Genomic DNA, 17,652 nt, shown 5'->3' with positions numbered 1-17,652 from the left:
CGCCCAGGGCACACCCCATTACTTGCGTTCGACGGCCAGCGCCACGCCCATGCCGCCGCCGATGCACAGCGAGGCCAGGCCCTTCTTCGCGTCGCGACGCTTCATCTCGTGCAGCAGCGTCACCAGGATACGGCAGCCCGATGCGCCGATCGGGTGGCCGATCGCAATGGCGCCGCCATTCACGTTGATCTTGGACGTGTCCCAGCCCATCTGCTGGTGAACGGCCAACGCCTGCGCGGCAAAGGCCTCGTTGATTTCCATCAGGTCCAGGTCTTGCACGCCCCAGCCCGCGCGCGACAGCGCACGCTTGGACGCCGGCACCGGACCCATGCCCATGACCTTCGGGTCCACACCGGCATTGGCGTAGGCCTTGATTGTGGCCAGCGGCGTCAGGCCCAGTTCCTTGGCCTTGGCGGCCGACATCACCACCACTGCGGCCGCACCGTCGTTAAGGCCGGAAGCATTGGCGGCGGTCACCGTGCCAGCCTTGTCAAAGGCGGGCTTCAGGCCGGCCATGCTGTCCAGCGTAGCGCCCTGGCGGACGTACTCATCCTTGTCGAAGGCAACGGGATCGCCCTTGCGCTGGGGAATCATGACAGGGACGATTTCATCATTGAACTTGCCCGCCTTCTGCGCAGCCTCGGCCTTGTTCTGCGAAGCCACGGCGAATTCATCCTGCGCTTCGCGGGTAATGCCGTATTCCTTGGCCACGTTCTCCGCGGTGACACCCATGTGGTACTGGTTGTACACGTCCCACAGGCCGTCCACGATCATGGTGTCGACCAGCTTGGTGTCGCCCATGCGGAAGCCGTCGCGCGAGCCCGGCAGGACGTGCGGCGCGGCGCTCATGTTTTCCTGGCCACCCGCCACGACGATTTCCGCATCGCCGGCCAGGATCGCGTTGGCGGCGAGCATCACTGCCTTCAGGCCCGATCCGCACACCTTGTTGATGGTCATGGCCGGCACCGACGCCGGCAGGCCCGCCTTGATCGACGCCTGGCGGGCCGGATTCTGGCCCGAACCGGCCGTCAGCACCTGGCCCATGATCACTTCGCTGACCTGTTCGGGCTTTATGCCAGCACGTTCCAGCGCTGCCTTGATAGCGATGGCGCCCAGCTCCGGCGCGGGGATCTTCGCGAGCGAACCGCCAAACTTGCCTACAGCGGTACGGGCGGCGGAAACGATGACGATATCGGTCATTTGCAGTCCTCTCAAAGGGTATCTGGGGTGGTCAGCGGATGATCCCGTTACCGGGACCGTCCGCAAGAGTCATGCCTTGGCTTTGACGTAGCGGCCAGGCGCGGGTTCGATAGCAGGATAGCGCGCATTGCCATAGCCGGTCGGCGCGGCACGCTTGGCGCCGGCCTGCTTGCCGAGCCAGTTCATCCAGTCCGGCCACCAGCTGCCGTGATGTTCTTCGGCACCAGCCAGCCATTCTTGCGCTGAAGCCGGCAGGGCCTCATTGGTCCAGTGGCTGCGCTTGTTCTTGGCCGGCGGGTTGATAACGCCGGCAATGTGGCCGGATGCGCCGAGCACGAAGCGCAGCTTGTTCTTGAGCAACGCGGTCGATGAATACGCCGCCACCCACGGCACGATGTGGTCTTCGCGCGAGCCGTAGATATAGGTCGGCACATCGATGGCGCTCAGGTCGACCGGCGCGTCGCAGACGGTCAGCTTGCCCGGCACCTTCAGCTCGTCCTGCAGGTACGTATGGCGCAGGTACCAGCAGTACCACGCGCCCGGCAGGTTGGTGGCGTCGCCGTTCCAGAACAGCAGGTCGAACGGCACCGGCGTCTTGCCCTTCAGGTAGTTGTCGACCACGTAGTTCCAGACCAGGTCGTTCGGGCGCAGGAACGAGAACGTATTGGCCAGTTCCACACCGCGCAACAGGCCGCATGGCGTCCCGGACGCGCCGCCAAGCGTGGCTTCGCGCAGCTTGACGTGAGCTTCGTCGACGAATACGTCAAGGATGCCGGTATCGCTGAAGTCAAGCAGCGTGGTCAGCAGCGTCAGGCTCGCCACCGGTCGTTCGCCGCGCGCCGCCAGCACCGCCAGTGCAGTGGAAATGATGGTCCCGCCCACGCAGAAGCCCAGCGCGTTGATCTGGTCCTGGCCGCTGATATCGCGCGCCACTTCGATCGCGCGGATGGCCGCATGCTCGATGTAGTCGTCCCACGTGCGGTCGGCCATGCTGGCATCGGGATTGCGCCACGACACCAGGAACACCGTATGGCCCTGCTCCACCGCGTACCGCACCAGCGAGCTTTCCGGCTGCAGGTCGAGGATGTAGAACTTGTTGATGCAAGGCGGCACCAGCAGCAGCGGGCGCGCATAGACCTTGTCGGTCAGCGGCTTGTATTGCAGCAACTGGAAGAATTCGTTTTCGTAGACGACCGACCCTTCGGTGACCGCTACGTTGCGGCCCACTTCAAACGCGCTCTCGTCGGTCTGCGAAATCTTGCCGCGGCCCAGGTCTTCCAGCATGTTGCGCACGCCGGCCCGCAGCGACTCGCCGCCGGACTCGATCAGCCGGTGCTGCGCATCGGGATTGGTGGCCAGGAAATTGGCGGGCGACATGGCGTCGACCCATTGCGACACGGCGAAGCGGATACGCTGGCGCGTCTTGGGATCCGCCTCGACGGCCTCGGCCATCTCCGTCAGCACGCGCGCATTGAGCAGGTAGAAAGCGGCGGTGTACCGATACGGCGCGTTCTTGTGCCAGGCTTCGCTGGCGAAGCGACGGTCGTGCAGCTTGGCGCCGGATTCGGTATCGCCTTCAGCCAGGGCACGCCACAGGTCGGCAAAGTCGCGCATGTAGCGCTGCTGGATTTCCGCGAGCAGGGCCGGGTCGATCTTGACGCCCGCCAGCGGGCTGGCACCGAACGCCTCGAATCCGGGGAAGCCGGAAAAGCCCGGGGGAAGCCCCGTGCCGTTGCCCTGAGGGCCTTGCCACTGACGGGACCACTCCAGCCACGTTGCTGGATCCAATGGCCCCGGCGGAAACTTGAACGGTTGGGACTTGTCTTCCGCTGTGGAAGCTGCCGCACCTTTGCCGGTCGCCATGATGTTAATGTCTCTCTGCCGTCACTATGTCAGACCGGCTCCCGGGACATTGCCCTGGCCGGCACTTATGCATCTGGAGACGCAATCCGGATAGACCTGGTCAATGCACCCGCGACCAGGGCACCCAGGACTTCCACATGCAGCTATCCCTTCGATCTGGATAACGTCCCCTGCCCGGCTTGCACCGCACTCCGGCATGGCAGCGCCATGCGGTATGCTTGCCGGCAAAAACAAGGAAACTACGCGGGATTCCGCAACATTCGAGGTCATTGTTGCCTTGCAATGTACGCGCTGTCAATGCGGAAAACTGCGTCGGCCCAAACACCCGGAAAACCTACCTGCCGGTAGGCAGACGCGGGTTCGGGGAGCAGCGCGCAAGCCTATCTGCAAAGGATGAAAGTTTCATGTACATCGTAGCCATCGGATGGCTCTACGTGGCTCTGATGATGGCGATCACCGAGCACAGCATCGTTGCCGGCGTCGCCACGTTCCTGCTCTATGGCGCCGCACCGGTGGCGCTGGTGCTCTACATCATGGGGACGCCCGGCCGGCGGCGGCGCCGCAAGGCGGAGGAAGCGCGCGCCGAACGCGCACGCGAAGAGGAAAGCGCCGGGTCCGGCGAAAGCGGGCCGCAGTAAGCGGCCCGCCACCGGTTCAGCTTGAGAGCCAGACGAGGCTGGCCATGCGGCCCGTCACGCCGTCGCGCCGATAGGAATAGAAGCGCTGCGGGTCGGATACCGTGCAGGCATCGCCACCGTAGACGTCCGTGCAACCCGCACGGGCCAGGCGCGTGCGGGCCAGTGCGTAGATGTCGGCCATGTACTTGCCTTCAGCGCCAGGCCGGAAGGCAGTGTCCACGGCCGCATGCTCGCCTGCCCGGGCCTGCGCCAGAAAGGCGTCACGCACTTCGGCACCGACTTCGAAGGAGCCGGGTCCGATCGCGGGTCCCAGCCAGGCAAGCCAGCGCGATGAAGATTTGCCGCGCGCGGCCTGCATGCGCGACAGCGTGGCCTCGATCACGCCGCTGCACAGGCCGCGCCATCCCGCGTGCGCGGCACCCACCACGGTCCCCTCGGCATCGCACAACAGCACGGGCAGGCAGTCCGCAGTCATGATCGCGCACACCTCCCCGGGCGCGACCGCCACACTCGCATCGGCGCGCGGAGCCGCCGCGTCCGACTTTGCGAGATGATCCACCGTGGCCACGGCACAGCCATGGACCTGCTCCAGCCACAGCGGCATGGCGGGCAACTGCGCGGCTAGACGCGCACGGTTTTCGGCGACATGCGCGGGATCATCCCCGACATGCGTACCGAGGTTAAGACCGCCCGGTTCACCGCCGTCCCGCCCATACACGCCACGGCTCACGCCGCCCGCCCGCGTGGTGGACAACGCACGCACCGAGGCGGGCGCGGGCCAGTCCGGCTGGAGCCACGCGGGATCAGTCGTCATCGTCGTCCCCATCGGCCCAAATGATCTCGGGACCGTCTTCCCAATCTTCGTCCCAGTCCTCCTCATCGGCATCGCTTTCGGCTTCACCGGCAGAAAAGTCGAGTGCATCGATCAGGGCCTGGAGGTCTTCCGGCGGCTGCGCGGTCCACTTCACCGCCTTGCCCGTGGCCGGGTGCACCAGACCCAGCTTAAACGCATGCAGCGCCTGCCGCTCGAAAGGCACCGGCAGCTGCACGCGCACGGCCGGCCGCTGGCCGCGTTGCGTGGCGCGAAAGTAGACGGGATCCCCCACGAGCGGATGGCCGATCGATTCGAAATGCACGCGGATCTGGTGCGTGCGCCCGGTTTCGAGCTGGCACCGCACCATCGACACGAAGCTGCGCCCGAGCGGCACCGTCGCCAGCGTGCGGAAATGCGTGCGCGACGGCTTGCCGCTGCTGGTATGGACAATGGCCATGCGCGTGCGCTCGCGCGGATCGCGGCCGATCGGCGCATCGATGGTGCCTTCGTCGTACGTTCGCCCCCACACCAGCGCGAGATACGTGCGCTTGACCGTACGCGCCTGCAGCTGGCGGACGAGGTCGGTCTGCGCCGTCAGCGTGCGCGCCACGACCATCAGCCCCGTGGTTTCCTTGTCGAGCCGATGCACGATGCCCGCGCGCGGCAAGGCCGCCGCGCCAGGGTAACGGTGCAGCAACCCGTTGAGCACCGTGCCGCTCCAGTTGCCCGCGGCGGGATGCACGACCAGCCCGGCCGGCTTGTTGACGACGAGCAGCGTTTCATCCTCGTACACGATGTCCAGCGGCACGTCTTCCGCGGCGAACGCCTGCGATTCCGGCGCGGCCTGCGGTTGTATCTCGATGCGGCTGCCCATCTGCACCGCGTCGCGCGGCCGGCGCACTTCGCCGTCGACGCGCACGGCGCCGCTTTCGATCCACTGTTGCAGCCGGCTACGCGAGAATTCGCTGAAATGCCGAGCCAGGAGCTTGTCCAGCCGCTCGCCATGTGCGGCACTGTCGACTTCCAGGATCAGCGGTATGGCAAGATCTGCCGCGGGTGCCGGGGGCGCCTCGTCGGCGAAGTCTTCGACCTCATCGTTGTCGGCCAGGGATGCCTGGACGCGCACCTGACCGGGTGACTGTGTTCCCGGGCCGGATTCTGGCTGGGGGCTTGGGCTATAATGCTTGACGCTATTTTTCTTCATCCGGGATACGTTGCCCATGCAATTGCTGAGCATGAAGCGCGCAAATTGGCGCGCGGGATTTGGAGCGATTCTGCTCGCAGGCGGCTGCGTCATGCTGTCGGCATGCGGCCTGCTCGCTGACCAGCCCGACGAGACTGCCGGCTGGTCGGCCAACAAATTATATTCGGAAGCCAAGGACGCCCTGGACGGCGGCGACTACACACGCGCCGTCAAGCTCTACGAAAAGCTCGAGGGCCGCTATCCGTTCGGCCGCTACGCGCAGCAAGCCCAGATCGATACCGCCTACGCCAGCTACAAGGATGGCGAGACGGCGGCGGCACTGGCCGCGGTGGATCGCTTCATCCAGCTGCACCCGAGCCACCCGAACATCGATTACGCCTACTACCTCAAGGGCCTGATCAACTTCAACGACAACCTGGGGTGGCTTGGCCGTTTTTCCGGCCAGGACCTGAGCGAGCGCGACCCGAAGGCGGCCCGCGCGGCCTACGACGCCTTCAATACGCTCGTCACCAAGTACCCGGACAGCAAGTACACGCCTGACGCCACCGCGCGCATGCAGTACATCGTCAACTCGCTGGCCCAGCACGAGGTCCACGCCGCCCGCTACTACTACAAGCGCGGCGCCTACCTCGCCGCGGTCAACCGGGCCCAGCAGTCGCTCAAGGACTACGACGGTGCCCCGGCCAACGAGGAAGCGCTGTACATCATGATCCGCTCGTACGACTCGCTCGGCATGAAGGACCTGCGCGACGATACGGCACGCGTGATGGAACGCAACTTCCCCAACAGCGACTACATCAAGTACGGCGAGCGCCGCAAGGACAAATCGTGGTGGGAAGTGTTCTGAGCGGCGGCGACGCAGCGCACTGACCCTGCGACGCACACAGGAACGGGACAAATCCGCAAGGATTGTCCCGTTTTTTTGTTCGATGACGGCACGGGCGACGCGGCTCAGTCCTGCTGTGCGCCGTCCATGTCCAGGCCCGCGTCCTCGTCGTTGCTTCGGCTGTCGCTCTCGCCCTCTCCCTTCCCCCTGTCCCGCAGGGATTCGAGGAAGCGCACCACGGTCTGAGCCTCGCGCGTTCGCGTGAACGGCGGCAGGCTTTGCCAGATCTGGCGGCCATAGGGCTTCTCGACCAGCCGCGTATCGCAGATGGCCAGCACGCCGCGATCGGATTCCGAGCGGATCAGCCGCCCGGCGCCCTGCTTCAGCGTGATCACCGCATGCGGCAGCTGGTGTACCGCAAACGGGCTCAGGCCCTTCTTCTGCAGCACCTCCATGCGCGCGGCGAGCACCGGGTCATCGGGCGGCGCGAACGGCAGCTTGTCGATAATGACCAGCGACAACGCCTCGCCGCGCACATCCACGCCTTCCCAGAAGCTCTGGCTGCCCACGAGCACGGCATTGCCCAGTTCGCGGAACCGGTCCAGCAGTTCCGTGCGGCTGGCCTGCCCCTGCACCAGCAGCGGCAGTTCGAGTCCGCGCTCGGCAAAGGCATCGTAGAGCAGGTCCGAGGCGCGCTGCACGGCGCGCAGCGTCGTACACAGCAGGAACGTGCGCCCGCCGGCGGCCTCGATCAGCGGCAGCGCCGCCGCCACCACCGCATCGGTGAACTGCGGCGAATTGGGCGGCGGCATGTCCCGCGGGACGTAAAGCAGGCCTTGTTTGCCGTAGTCGAACGGGCTCGGCAAGGTCAGCGAATTGTCCTTGTTGAGCCCCAGTTGCGCGGCATAGTGCGTGAAGTTGCCTTTCACCGACAGCGTCGCCGATGTAAACACCCATGCGCGCGGATGCCCTTCGCGCTGCCGCGTAAAGATCGGCGCGATCGATAGCGGGGTACGGTGCAGCTGGACGGTGTGCGAGAACACCTCGACCCAGCGCACCGTCTCGGGGCCGAACTGCGCCGGCGCGGCCGGCGGCGTTGCAGCGGGCGCCTGCGCGGCTTCGTCCGCCGTGTCCGCCGCTTGCGGGGCGGGTACGGCGAACGCCTTGCCTTCGTCCCGCCACGCTTCCAGCCGCTGCTGCAACTCGACGGCGCGCCGGTGGCATTGCTGCAGCGTCTCCGCCCGCTCGGCCTGGCTTTCGAGATGCTCGACGAAGATCGACAGCGCCTCTTCGAGCGTATCCAGCGTGTCGAAGAACGGCTCGCCGATACGCCGGTCGGCCTCGATCTGGCCCAGCGCCAGGCGCGCATTCTCCTTGCCGAAAGCCAGGCGCAGGTCGCGCGTGGCGCGTTCAAGCGGCGCCGCGATGGCAACCCAGTCGACCGCATCGCGCGCGTGCGACAGCCCTTCGGCCACCGTGTCGCGGCAGATCTCCAGCAGCTGGCTGGTCGACAGCGTCTCGCCAAAGAACAGCGTGGCCGTGTCGGGAAGCTGGTGCGCCTCGTCGAAGATGATCGTGTTCGCGGCCGGCAGCAGTTCGGCCATGCCGGTGTCGCGCAGCACCACATCGGCAAAGAATAGATGGTGGTTCACCACCACCACGTCGGCCTGCTGGGCTTCCTTGCGGGCCCGCATGACGAAGCAGTCCTTGTAGTTCGGGCACTCCGAACCCAGGCAGTTGTCCCGCGTGGAGGTTACCAGTTGCCACACCGGCGCATTTTCGGGCACTTCGGCCAGTTCAGCCTTGTCGCCCGACGTGGTGGTCTTGGCGAAGCGCGCGATGTCGCGCAGCCATGCCGCGTCCTGCTTGGACGCGAGCCGGCCGTTGGCCTGCGCGCGTTCAAGGTGATAGTGGCAGAGATAGTTGGCCCGGCCCTTGAGCAGCGATACCGAGATCGGCACATTCAGCGCGCGCCGCACGGTCGGGATATCGCGCAGGAAAAGCTGGTCCTGCAGGTTCTTGGTGCCGGTCGAAAGCACCACCTTGCCGCCCCACAGCATGGCGGGGACCAGGTAGGCAAAGGTCTTGCCCGTGCCCGTCCCGGCCTCGACGATCACCGTGTCGCTGCGCTCGATGGCTCCTGCCACGGCCTGCGCCATCTGCTGTTGCGCGTGGCGCGGACGATAGCCCGGAATGCCCTGCGCCAGCGTGCCGGTTTCGGCAAAGATCGTGGCCAGTTCGCTGGCGTGGTTGGCGGGGACGGCGGACGCGGGAACCAGGTCGGCCTGCGCTGGCGCGGGGCTTTCGGTGTCTGCGCCCGGCTCTGGCAGGTCGGTCGGATCGGTCAGGATGGTCAAGGCGGGCAAGGCTCAGGAGTTCGCGCCATGTGGCGCTGTCAGTGTCGCGTGCGCTGCGCTCAGGCCGGCACGTCGGGTTCGAGCTGGAGCTGCAGCAGGGTGATGGCGTCCTTCAGCTTGAGACGGCGCTTCTTCAGCCGCCGCAACTGGAGTTCGTCGTGGGTCGGGTCGTCCGCCAGCCGGTCGATCAGGTAGTCCAGGTCGCGGTGCTCGATCTGCAGGTCCATGATCTGCCGTTCGAGGGTGTTCAGGTTATCGTCCATTTGCATTTCCCCGCCGCATCTGCCCAAAACAGGCTGGCATGGCCCCGGCTCAGAAGCCAAAGGGCCGCGGCGCCGACGCCTGCCCCTGCTGCTCTTTCGCCTTGGCGCGCCGCTCGTCCTGATCTTTTTGGCGCTGTTCGGCCTCGCGCTGCTTGGCCTCGTACGCCTTGACGTTCTCTTCGCGTTGCCGTGCCTGTTCCGCCCCCTTGCTCTGCGCCTCGCGCATGCGGGCGTCGTAGTCGGCCTGCTTCTGCTGGTAGGACTGTGCGTTGGCCGAGCGCTTCGGTGCGTCGGCCTGGTGCTGCGCGTCCCGCAGTTGCTGCGCCTGCTGCTTCTTTTCGAACGACTCCCGGCTGGCCTGTTCGTTCGCGCTGCGCTTGGGCTGGCCAGCTTCGAACTCGGCCCGGCGCAACGCCTGTTCGCGATCGCGGTCGGCCGCACGCTGGGCGCGCTCGGCTTCACCCACTTCCAGCTCGCGCTGGCGCAATACCTGCAATTCCCCGCGCTGGACTTCCTTCGCCTGGTCGATGCAGTGGGTGACGAAGAACTTGTCGTAGCACGCGCGTTCCGCCGTGGCGAAGCGATAGTTGGTCCACGCGCGGGAATCGCCGATCGCCTTGCGTTCGGCGGCGAAATCACGCGGCGCCGCTGCCGGCGCGATGGCCTGCGCGGCGCCGTCCGACAGCGGCGCCAGCGTGCCGGCGCCGACGACGGTCAGCCACACCGCCATGGCAAACAGGCGGGCAGACGGCATCATTGGCCCCTCACGGCGCGGGACGGAACGGGGCAGGCATGCGGCGGGGATCGGGGCAAGGGTTGCCGTGTCGCGGACGGCCACGGGCGTGGCGGGCGCGACGGCCGGATGGGGCTTGAAGGTCATGGCCGAATTCTAGCATCCGCCCGCCACGCGCCTGAGGGCGCTGCCGGGCGGCGTGCAGCAAGATACACGCCCGCAAACAGTCCCTCTTCTGTGACGGAAAGCCGCCCCGCTTGTGGCAAAATGCCCCGCTTTCGACTGACCGCTTCGACAGACCGAATTCCCGATGTCCAATCTGCCCGCATCCGTTTCGCAAAAGATTGTGTCGCTCATCGCGGCTGAACTGACCGTTCAACCCCGCCAGGTGGCGGCTGCCGTGGCCCTGCTCGACGAAGGCGCGACCGTTCCGTTCATTGCCCGCTACCGCAAGGAAGTGACCGACAACCTGGACGACACGCAGCTGCGTACGCTGGAAGAGCGCCTGCTGTACCTGCGCGACATGGAAGAGCGTCGCCTGGCGATCCTTGCCTCGATCGAGGAGCAAGGCAAGCTCACGCCGGAGCTGCGCACGGCCATCGAGGGCGCCGAAACCAAGCAGGCGCTGGAAGACCTCTACCTGCCCTACAAGCCCAAGCGCCGCACACGCGCCCAGATCGCGCGCGAATGCGGCCTGGAGCCGCTGGCCCAGGCATTGCTCGCCGATCCGACGCTGGACCCGCAGGCTGAAGCGGCCAAATACGTGAACGGCAACCCGACCGCCGATGGCGGCGTGCCGGACGTCAAGGCGGCGCTGGACGGCGCGCGCGACATCCTGTCCGAGCAATTCGGCGAAACCGCCGAACTGCTCGGCAAGCTGCGCGAGCACCTGTGGAGCAACGGCGTGGTCAGTTCCACGGTGATGGACGGCAAGGAAACCGCCGAGGAAGAGAAGTTCCGCGACTACTACCAGTACAGCGAGACCATCCGCTCGGTGCCGTCCCACCGCGCGCTGGCGCTGTTCCGCGGCCGCAATGCGGGCGTGCTGATGGTCAAGCTGGGCCTGGGCGAAGAGCAGGATGCCATGGTGCCGCATCCGTGCGAAGGCATGATCGCGCGCCACGTCGGCATCCAGAACCTGGGCCGCCCCGCCGACAAGTGGCTGGCCGATGTCTGCCGCTGGTGCTGGCGGGTGAAGGTGCAGCCGCACCTGGAAACCGAGCTGCTGACGCAACTGCGCGAAACCGCGGAAAGCGAGGCCATCAAGGTGTTCGGCCGCAACCTGCACGAGCTGCTGCTGGCCGCGCCCGCCGGCCCCAAGGCCGTGATGGGCGTCGATCCGGGCATCCGTACCGGCTGCAAGGTAGCCGTGGTCGATGCCACCGGCAAGCTGCTGGAAACTGCGACGATCTACCCGCATGAGCCGCGCCGCGACTGGAACGGCTCGCTCGCCACGCTGGCGCGCATGGCCAAGCAGCATGGCGTTGCACTGGTGTCGATCGGCAATGGCACCGCGAGCCGCGAAACCGACAAGCTGGTGCAGGACCTGATGCGCCTGGCGCCCGACCTGACGCTCACCAAGATCGTCGTGAGCGAAGCCGGCGCATCGGTGTACTCGGCATCGGAGCTGGCCGCCAAGGAATTCCCGGAACTGGACGTGTCGCTGCGCGGCGCGGTGTCGATCGCGCGCCGCCTGCAGGATCCTCTGGCCGAGCTGGTGAAGATCGACCCGAAGTCGATCGGCGTGGGCCAGTACCAGCACGACGTGAACCAGCGCGAGCTGGCTCGCACGCTCGATGCCGTGGTCGAGGACTGCGTGAATGCCGTGGGCGTGGATGTGAACACAGCGTCGGCGCCGCTGCTGGCGCGCGTGTCGGGCCTCAACACGGTGCTGGCGCGCAATATCGTCGAGTACCGCGATGCCAACGGCGCGTTCCCGAACCGCGACGCGCTGAAGAAGGTGCCGCGCCTGGGCGACAAGACCTTCGAGCAGGCGGCCGGCTTCCTGCGCGTCAATACCGGCGACAATCCGCTGGACCGCTCGTCGGTGCACCCGGAGGCCTATCCGGTGGTCAAGCGCATCCTGGACCATATCAAGAAGGGGCTGTCGGACGTCATGGGCAACCGTGAAGCGCTGCGCGGCCTGTCGCCGGCGCAGTTCACCGACGAGTCGTTCGGCCTGCCGACCGTGCGCGACATCCTGACCGAACTGGAAAAGCCCGGCCGCGACCCGCGGCCCGAGTTCAAGACCGCCACCTTCCAGGAAGGCGTCGAAGACGTGAAGGACCTGCAGCCGGGCATGATCCTGGAAGGCGTGGTCACCAACGTGGCGGCATTCGGCGCGTTCGTCGACATCGGCGTCCACCAGGATGGTCTCGTGCATATCTCCGCCCTGTCGAACAAGTTCGTCAAGGACGCGCATGAAGTGGTCAAGGCCGGCCAGATCGTCAAGGTCAAGGTCATGGAGGTCGACGTCAAGCGCAACCGTATCGGCCTGAGCATGCGGCTCGATGACGAGCCGGGCCAGACTTCGGCGCGCCCGTCGGGTGACCGCGGCGGCCAGCGCCCGGGTGGCAAGGGCTTCGGCAACGGCGGCGCTCGCCGCGAGGTGGAGTCGGGCGGCGCCATGGCGGCGGCATTTGCCAAGCTCAAGCGATGAGTTGACGGATTCCGCGTCCGCGAAAAAAGCGCCCCGTGGGTCATTGACCGCACGGGGCGTTTTTTTACTGCTCGCCGCAGCGGCAGATGCGTACCGTCAGCCCGGATCGGTCGGTGCGGTTGGCAAACGCAATGCCCAACCCATGCAGCCTCGCCACGTGCTGCGCGATCGAGATGCCGAGCCCATGCCCCTGCTCCCGCTGGCCACCCGCGCGGAAGAACCGGTCCCCGAGCCGCGCCAGCACCTCGGGCGCCGCCCCGGGCCCTTCATCGCAGATCACGATCGCATCGGCTCGGAAATCCATGGTGACCATCGCGCCCGCCGGGCTATAGCGGATCGCGTTGTCCAGCAGGTTGCGCAGCATCAGCCCCAGCAGGTTCGGGTCGCCGGCCAGCGGCAATGGCGCGACGTCCTCGGGCGGCCAGATCAGTTCCACATCCACCTTCCTGCGCTGGGCCAGCACCAGGCAATCCGACAGTGCCTGCTGCGCGATCGGCCGCCAGTTCGCGTCCTCCAGCATGGCCAGCGCCGAGGCATCCTCCAGCCGGCTCATGGTCAGCAACTGCGACACCAGCCGGCTCATGCGGTCGATGCCGGACTCGACGTTGGCGCGTGCCCGGGCCCGCTCGCTTTCATCGGGCGAACGCTGCGCGATTTCCCATTGGGCCTTCAGCGCCGCCAGCGGCGTGCGCATTTCGTGCGCGGCGTCCGCGGTCAGGCGCCGCTCGTGCTCGATCGAGTCCGAAACGCGCACCAGCAGCCGGTTCATGGCGTTGACCAGCGGCACCAGTTCGCCCGGCACGGCGGCCAGGCTGAGTGGCGCAGGGTCGTGCGGGGAGCGGCGCTCGATATCGGCCGACAGTTCACGGACCGGCGCCATGGCACGCCGCATGAACCAGATCAGCAGTCCGATCAGCACAGGCAGGCCAACAATCCACGGCAGCACCTGCGCGGCGATATAGGACAGGATCAGCTCGTTGCGCTCGCCCAGCTTCTGCCCGATACAGACTCGCCACCCGGTCATGGCATCGTCCAGGTAATACAGCCGCCAGCGATGACCGTCGATGCGCCGGTCGGTGAAACCCGTGGCGGCCGGCGCCCGCGGCAGCCGGTCCCCGTCCGGATCGATATGCATGGGCGTGCCGTCCGGCAGCCACGCGGCAATGGCGAGGTCGCCAAGGCCCGCATCGCCCTGGTCACCCGCCGCAAGCGCCGGCAGCCGCGCGCGCGACGGCGCTGCCGTGATGTCGACCAGCGGCACCAGCGAATGCATCTGCATCGCCATGCGGACCATGGCGGTGTCGTAAAGCTCGTTGATCTCGTGGCGCGCCCGCACGTACGTCATGGCGATGGTCAGCAGCCACACCACCGGGGTCGCGATCAGCACGGCCAGGATCAGGCGCCGCTGCAGCGTCATGCGCAATCCTCGGCGGCGCCCAGGGTATAGCCGGCGCCGCGAAAGGTGCGAACGATCTTCGGATGGATCTTGCGGCGCAGATGGTGGATATGCACTTCGAGCGTGTTGCTCTCCAGCCCGGCCTGCCAGTCATAGAGCTTGTCGCGCAGGACCTCGCGCGTCAGCAGCCGGTTCGGATGCGCCAGCAGCAACTCCAGCAGCATGGCCTCGCGGCTGGTCAGGTCCACCGGCTTGCCGTGCCAGAAGGCCTGCTTTGCCGCCGGGTGGAACTCCAGCGCCCCATGCCGCCAGACCGGCGCCGAGTTGCCGGCGGCGCGGCGCGTCATGGCGCGCAGCCGGGCGGCCAGTTCATCGAGGGAAATCGGCTTGACCAGGTAATCGTCCGCGCCGCTGTCCAGGCCGCTGATGCGGCTCTCGATTGCGTCGCGGGCCGTCAGCACCAGGACCGGTATCTGGCACCCGCGCTCGCGCCAGCGCCTGAGCCACGACATGCCGTCGTCGCCGGGCAGCCCGAGGTCCAGCACCACGGCGTCGTACTGCACCACGCCCAGCGCATGATCCGCCTCGGCGCCCGTGGTGAACCAGTCGACGATGTATCCCATCAGTTGCAGCCCGTGCAGCAAGCCGTCGCCCAGCATGGGGTCGTCTTCAACAATAAGAATTCTCATTTTCCAGGCCAGCTTTTTTGCGTTATAGGCCAATACAGGGCGATAAAGCCGCGGCAAGTCACGCAGCCGCCATTCTGCCCAAATTTCCTTAATCTGCCATTAAGGTTCGTCACTTATCCTCCCATGTTGCCCTGAGCCGGCCGCTTGTCCGATCGCTATCCGACAACCGTTGCCACACGGCATTTGCCCGGTTTCCGGCCCGATATCCGCCACGCCCTCCCTTCCTTCATGCATCAAGGTTCCGACCGCCTGACGAGCGAGCCCGACGCGCTTGCCTCGCAAGCTGCCCTGCCGTGGCACCGGCGCCGCTTCGGCGGTGTGCCCATGATGGTGCTGGCCGGCGTCTGCGCGCTGATCGCGCTGCTCTGGTTCGGTACGCTGGAGTTCCGCCACCTGATCGGGCCCGATGAAGGCCGCTATGCCGAAATCGCCCGCGAAATGTTCGTCAGCGGCGACTGGGTGACAATCCGCTACAACGCGCTCAAGTACTTTGAAAAGCCGCCGTTCCACATGTGGGTGACGGCGCTGTCCTATGTGCTGTTCGGCATCGGCGACTGGCAGGCGCGCCTGTGCGTGGCCCTGGCCGGCGCTTTCGGCCTGCTGGCCTCCATGCTGGCTGCGCACCGGTGGTTCGGCGCCCGCGCCGCGCTGCTCACCGGCCTGGTGATGGTCGCCGCGCCGATGTGGAGCGTGGCGGCGCACTTCAATACGCTAGACATGACGCTGTCCGGGGCCATGGCCTGCGTGCTGGCGTTCATGCTCCTGGCGCAGCACCCCGACGCCACGCCGGCCACCCGCCGCAACTGGATGCTGGCGTGCTGGCTCGCCATGGGCGTCGCCATCCTGACCAAGGGACTGGTCGGCATCGCGCTGCCCGGGCTGGTGCTCGTGATCTACACCTTCGTGACCCGCGACCTCGGCCTGTGGCGGCGCCTGCATCTGGTGAGCGGCATCGCGCTGATGCTGCTGGTCGCGGCGCCGTGGTTCTGGCTGGTATCCGAACGCAATCCGGAATTCCTGCGCTTCTTCTTTATCCACGAGCACTGGGAGCGCTACACGTCGAACGTGCATTCGCGCAAAGGCCCGCTGCTCTACTTCGTGCCGCTCGTGATCGGCGGGTTCCTGCCGTGGCTGGGCCTGGTGCCGCGCATGTGGCGCGCGGTGCGCGAGCGCGCCGGCGTGACGGCCGGCGACGTCCCGCGTCCATTCCAGCCCGCGCTGCTCGCCGCCATCTGGGCCATCGCCATCTTTGTCTTCTTCAGCCTGTCGCACTCGAAGCTGCCCGGCTATATCCTGCCGGTCTTCCCGGCGCTGGGCATCCTCGGCGGCGTGGCGCTGGATTCGATCAACGAGCGCTCCTGGCGCCGCCAGCTCGTGGGCGGCCTGGCGATCGGCATCATCGGGCTGCTGGCGAGCCCCATCGTCGCCACGCTCAATTCGAACAACACGCCCAATACGCTGTATCGCGCCTATGCCATCTGGGTGGCCGTAGCATTCGGCCTGATGATCGCGAGCACGCTCGCGGCGCGCTGGCTGCTGCCGCGACGCGGACTGATGGCAAGCATCACGGTCTATGCGATCGGCATGTGCACGGCATTCTCCGGTGCGCTGCTTGGGCATGAAGTGATCGGCCGCTCGGCGTCCGGCATCGACATGATCGCGCCCGTGGCGCGCGTGCTGCGGCCCGAGATGAAGCTCTATAGCGTGCGCGTGCTGGACCACACGCTGCCGTTCTACCTGCGCCACACGCTGGTCATGGTGGAGCGGCCCGACGAACTCGAATTCGGCGTGACCCAGGAACCGCGCAAGTGGCAGCCGACCACCGCGTCGTTCCTGGCCGCATGGCAGGACGGCCAGCCCGCCATGGCGATCATGTCGCCCGATACCTTCGCCGAACTGAGCCAGCGCGCCCCCATGTACGTGGTCGCACGCGACTGGCGCCGCGTGGCCGTAACCAACTTTGCCGTGAATGCACCGGCACCACAACGCTAGGCTGGCCCCCGCGCCCGGCCCATCCTTACGCTTAACCCATGCAACAGACCACTCCCATGCAAGGCAAGAAAGTCCTCATCCTTGGCGTCAACGGCTTCATCGGCCACCACCTGACGCGCCGCATCCTGGAAACCACGTCGTGGGAGGTCTACGGCATGGACATGTCGTCCGACCGCCTGGGCGACCTGGTCAACCATCCGCGCATGCACTTCTTCGAGGGTGACATCACCATCAACAAGGAGTGGATCGAGTACAACATCCGCAAGTGCGACGTGATCCTGCCGCTGGTGGCCATCGCCACGCCGGCCACCTACGTGCGCAACCCGCTGCGCGTGTTCGAGCTCGACTTCGAAGCCAACCTGCCGATCGTGCGCAGCGCCGTCAAGTACGGCAAGCACCTGGTGTTCCCGTCGACCTCCGAGGTCTACGGCATGTGCGCGGACGAGGAGTTCGATCCGGAAGCCTCGCCGCTGATCTACGGCCCGATCAACAAGCCGCGCTGGATCTACGCCTGCTCCAAGCAGCTGATGGACCGCGTCATCCACGCCTATGGCATGGAGCAGGGCCTGAACTACACGCTGTTCCGCCCGTTCAACTGGATCGGCGCCGGGCTCGATTCGATCTTCGAATCGAAGGAAGGCTCCTCGCGCGTGGTCACGCAGTTCCTGGGCCATATCGTGCGCGGCGAGCCGATCAAGCTCGTTGACGGCGGTGCGCAGCAGCGCGCGTTTGCCGATATCTCCGACGGTATTTCGGCGCTGATGCACATCATCGAGAACAAGGACGGCGTCGCCAGCGGCAAGATCTTCAACATCGGCAATCCGTCCAACATCCACTCGGTGCGCGAGCTGGCCGAGATGATGCTGAAGATGGCCGCCGACTACCCCGAGTACGCCGAAGAGGCGCGCAAGACGCAGATCGTCGAGACCTCGTCGGGTGACTTCTACGGCAAGGGCTACCAGGACGTGCAGCACCGCGTGCCGAAGATCGACAACACCATGCAGGAACTGGGCTGGAA

The 17,652-nt window shown here is 66.5% G+C and carries 14 protein-coding genes; 5 read left to right on the top strand and 9 right to left on the bottom strand.

Annotated elements, in window-relative coordinates:
* Positions 1-18 precede the first annotated feature (18 nt).
* Both AC3FKG_RS17040 and phaC read right to left on the bottom strand, forming a co-directional pair.
* Positions 19-1,200 (bottom strand): acetyl-CoA C-acetyltransferase, encoded by a 1,182-nt coding sequence (locus tag AC3FKG_RS17040; RefSeq protein ID WP_483711204.1) that lies wholly within the window; start codon positions 1,198-1,200, stop codon positions 19-21.
* 69 nt (positions 1,201-1,269) lie between these two features.
* Positions 1,270-3,063 (bottom strand): class I poly(R)-hydroxyalkanoic acid synthase, encoded by a 1,794-nt coding sequence (gene phaC, locus AC3FKG_RS17035; protein ID WP_488743624.1) that lies wholly within the window; start codon positions 3,061-3,063, stop codon positions 1,270-1,272.
* Between the two features lie 404 nt (positions 3,064-3,467).
* Between phaC and AC3FKG_RS17030 the strand changes: the two genes are divergently transcribed.
* Positions 3,468-3,701, top strand: a complete 234-nt coding sequence (locus AC3FKG_RS17030; RefSeq protein ID WP_483711202.1) for a hypothetical protein — start codon at positions 3,468-3,470, stop codon at positions 3,699-3,701.
* A gap of 16 nt (positions 3,702-3,717) precedes the next feature.
* On the opposite strand, the gene pgeF is transcribed toward AC3FKG_RS17030, so the two are convergent.
* Positions 3,718-4,515, bottom strand: coding sequence for a peptidoglycan editing factor PgeF (pgeF, locus tag AC3FKG_RS17025; protein ID WP_488743623.1), 798 nt, complete (start codon positions 4,513-4,515; stop codon positions 3,718-3,720).
* A complete protein-coding gene (locus AC3FKG_RS17020) occupies positions 4,505-5,719 on the bottom strand; it encodes an RluA family pseudouridine synthase (RefSeq protein WP_483711201.1) in 1,215 nt (404 codons plus the stop codon). Before AC3FKG_RS17020 ends, pgeF begins: the two co-directional genes overlap by 11 nt.
* A gap of 16 nt (positions 5,720-5,735) precedes the next feature.
* On the opposite strand from AC3FKG_RS17020, the gene AC3FKG_RS17015 reads away from it, so the two are divergent.
* Positions 5,736-6,566 carry an outer membrane protein assembly factor BamD gene (locus tag AC3FKG_RS17015; protein WP_211948054.1) on the top strand — a complete coding sequence of 277 codons (831 nt, stop codon included), beginning with the start codon at positions 5,736-5,738 and terminating at the stop codon, positions 6,564-6,566.
* 104 nt (positions 6,567-6,670) lie between these two features.
* On the opposite strand, the gene yoaA is transcribed toward AC3FKG_RS17015, so the two are convergent.
* The 3 genes from yoaA to AC3FKG_RS17000 form a co-directional block, all read right to left on the bottom strand.
* Complete coding sequence (gene yoaA / locus AC3FKG_RS17010; protein ID WP_488743754.1) at positions 6,671-8,893, bottom strand: DNA repair helicase YoaA; 2,223 nt, start codon at positions 8,891-8,893, stop codon at positions 6,671-6,673.
* Between the two features lie 68 nt (positions 8,894-8,961).
* Positions 8,962-9,165: a DUF465 domain-containing protein gene (locus AC3FKG_RS17005; RefSeq protein WP_483711200.1), complete on the bottom strand. Its 204-nt coding sequence runs from the start codon at positions 9,163-9,165 to the stop codon at positions 8,962-8,964.
* Between the two features lie 49 nt (positions 9,166-9,214).
* Positions 9,215-10,045 carry a hypothetical protein gene (locus AC3FKG_RS17000; protein WP_488743622.1) on the bottom strand — a complete coding sequence of 277 codons (831 nt, stop codon included), beginning with the start codon at positions 10,043-10,045 and terminating at the stop codon, positions 9,215-9,217.
* A gap of 163 nt (positions 10,046-10,208) precedes the next feature.
* Between AC3FKG_RS17000 and AC3FKG_RS16995 the strand changes: the two genes are divergently transcribed.
* Positions 10,209-12,557, top strand: coding sequence for a Tex family protein (locus AC3FKG_RS16995; protein ID WP_488743621.1), 2,349 nt, complete (start codon positions 10,209-10,211; stop codon positions 12,555-12,557).
* 64 nt (positions 12,558-12,621) lie between these two features.
* On the opposite strand, the gene AC3FKG_RS16990 is transcribed toward AC3FKG_RS16995, so the two are convergent.
* The gene (locus AC3FKG_RS16990) at positions 12,622-13,974 is read right to left on the bottom strand and encodes an ATP-binding protein (protein ID WP_488743620.1); all 1,353 of its coding nucleotides are present in this window, start codon (positions 13,972-13,974) and stop codon (positions 12,622-12,624) included.
* Positions 13,971-14,642, bottom strand: coding sequence for a response regulator (locus tag AC3FKG_RS16985; protein ID WP_483711196.1), 672 nt, complete (start codon positions 14,640-14,642; stop codon positions 13,971-13,973). Before AC3FKG_RS16985 ends, AC3FKG_RS16990 begins: the two co-directional genes overlap by 4 nt.
* Positions 14,643-14,870: 228 nt before the next feature.
* Between AC3FKG_RS16985 and AC3FKG_RS16980 the strand changes: the two genes are divergently transcribed.
* Complete coding sequence (locus tag AC3FKG_RS16980; RefSeq protein WP_483711195.1) at positions 14,871-16,634, top strand: glycosyltransferase family 39 protein; 1,764 nt, start codon at positions 14,871-14,873, stop codon at positions 16,632-16,634.
* 56 nt (positions 16,635-16,690) lie between these two features.
* The coding region (locus AC3FKG_RS16975; protein ID WP_488743753.1) for a bifunctional UDP-4-keto-pentose/UDP-xylose synthase at positions 16,691-17,652 on the top strand (962 nt) is incomplete at its 3' end.

This window comes from Cupriavidus sp. 22TCCZM04-2, assembly GCF_057798895.1.
This window is presented reverse-complemented; position numbering and strand designations above follow the sequence as displayed.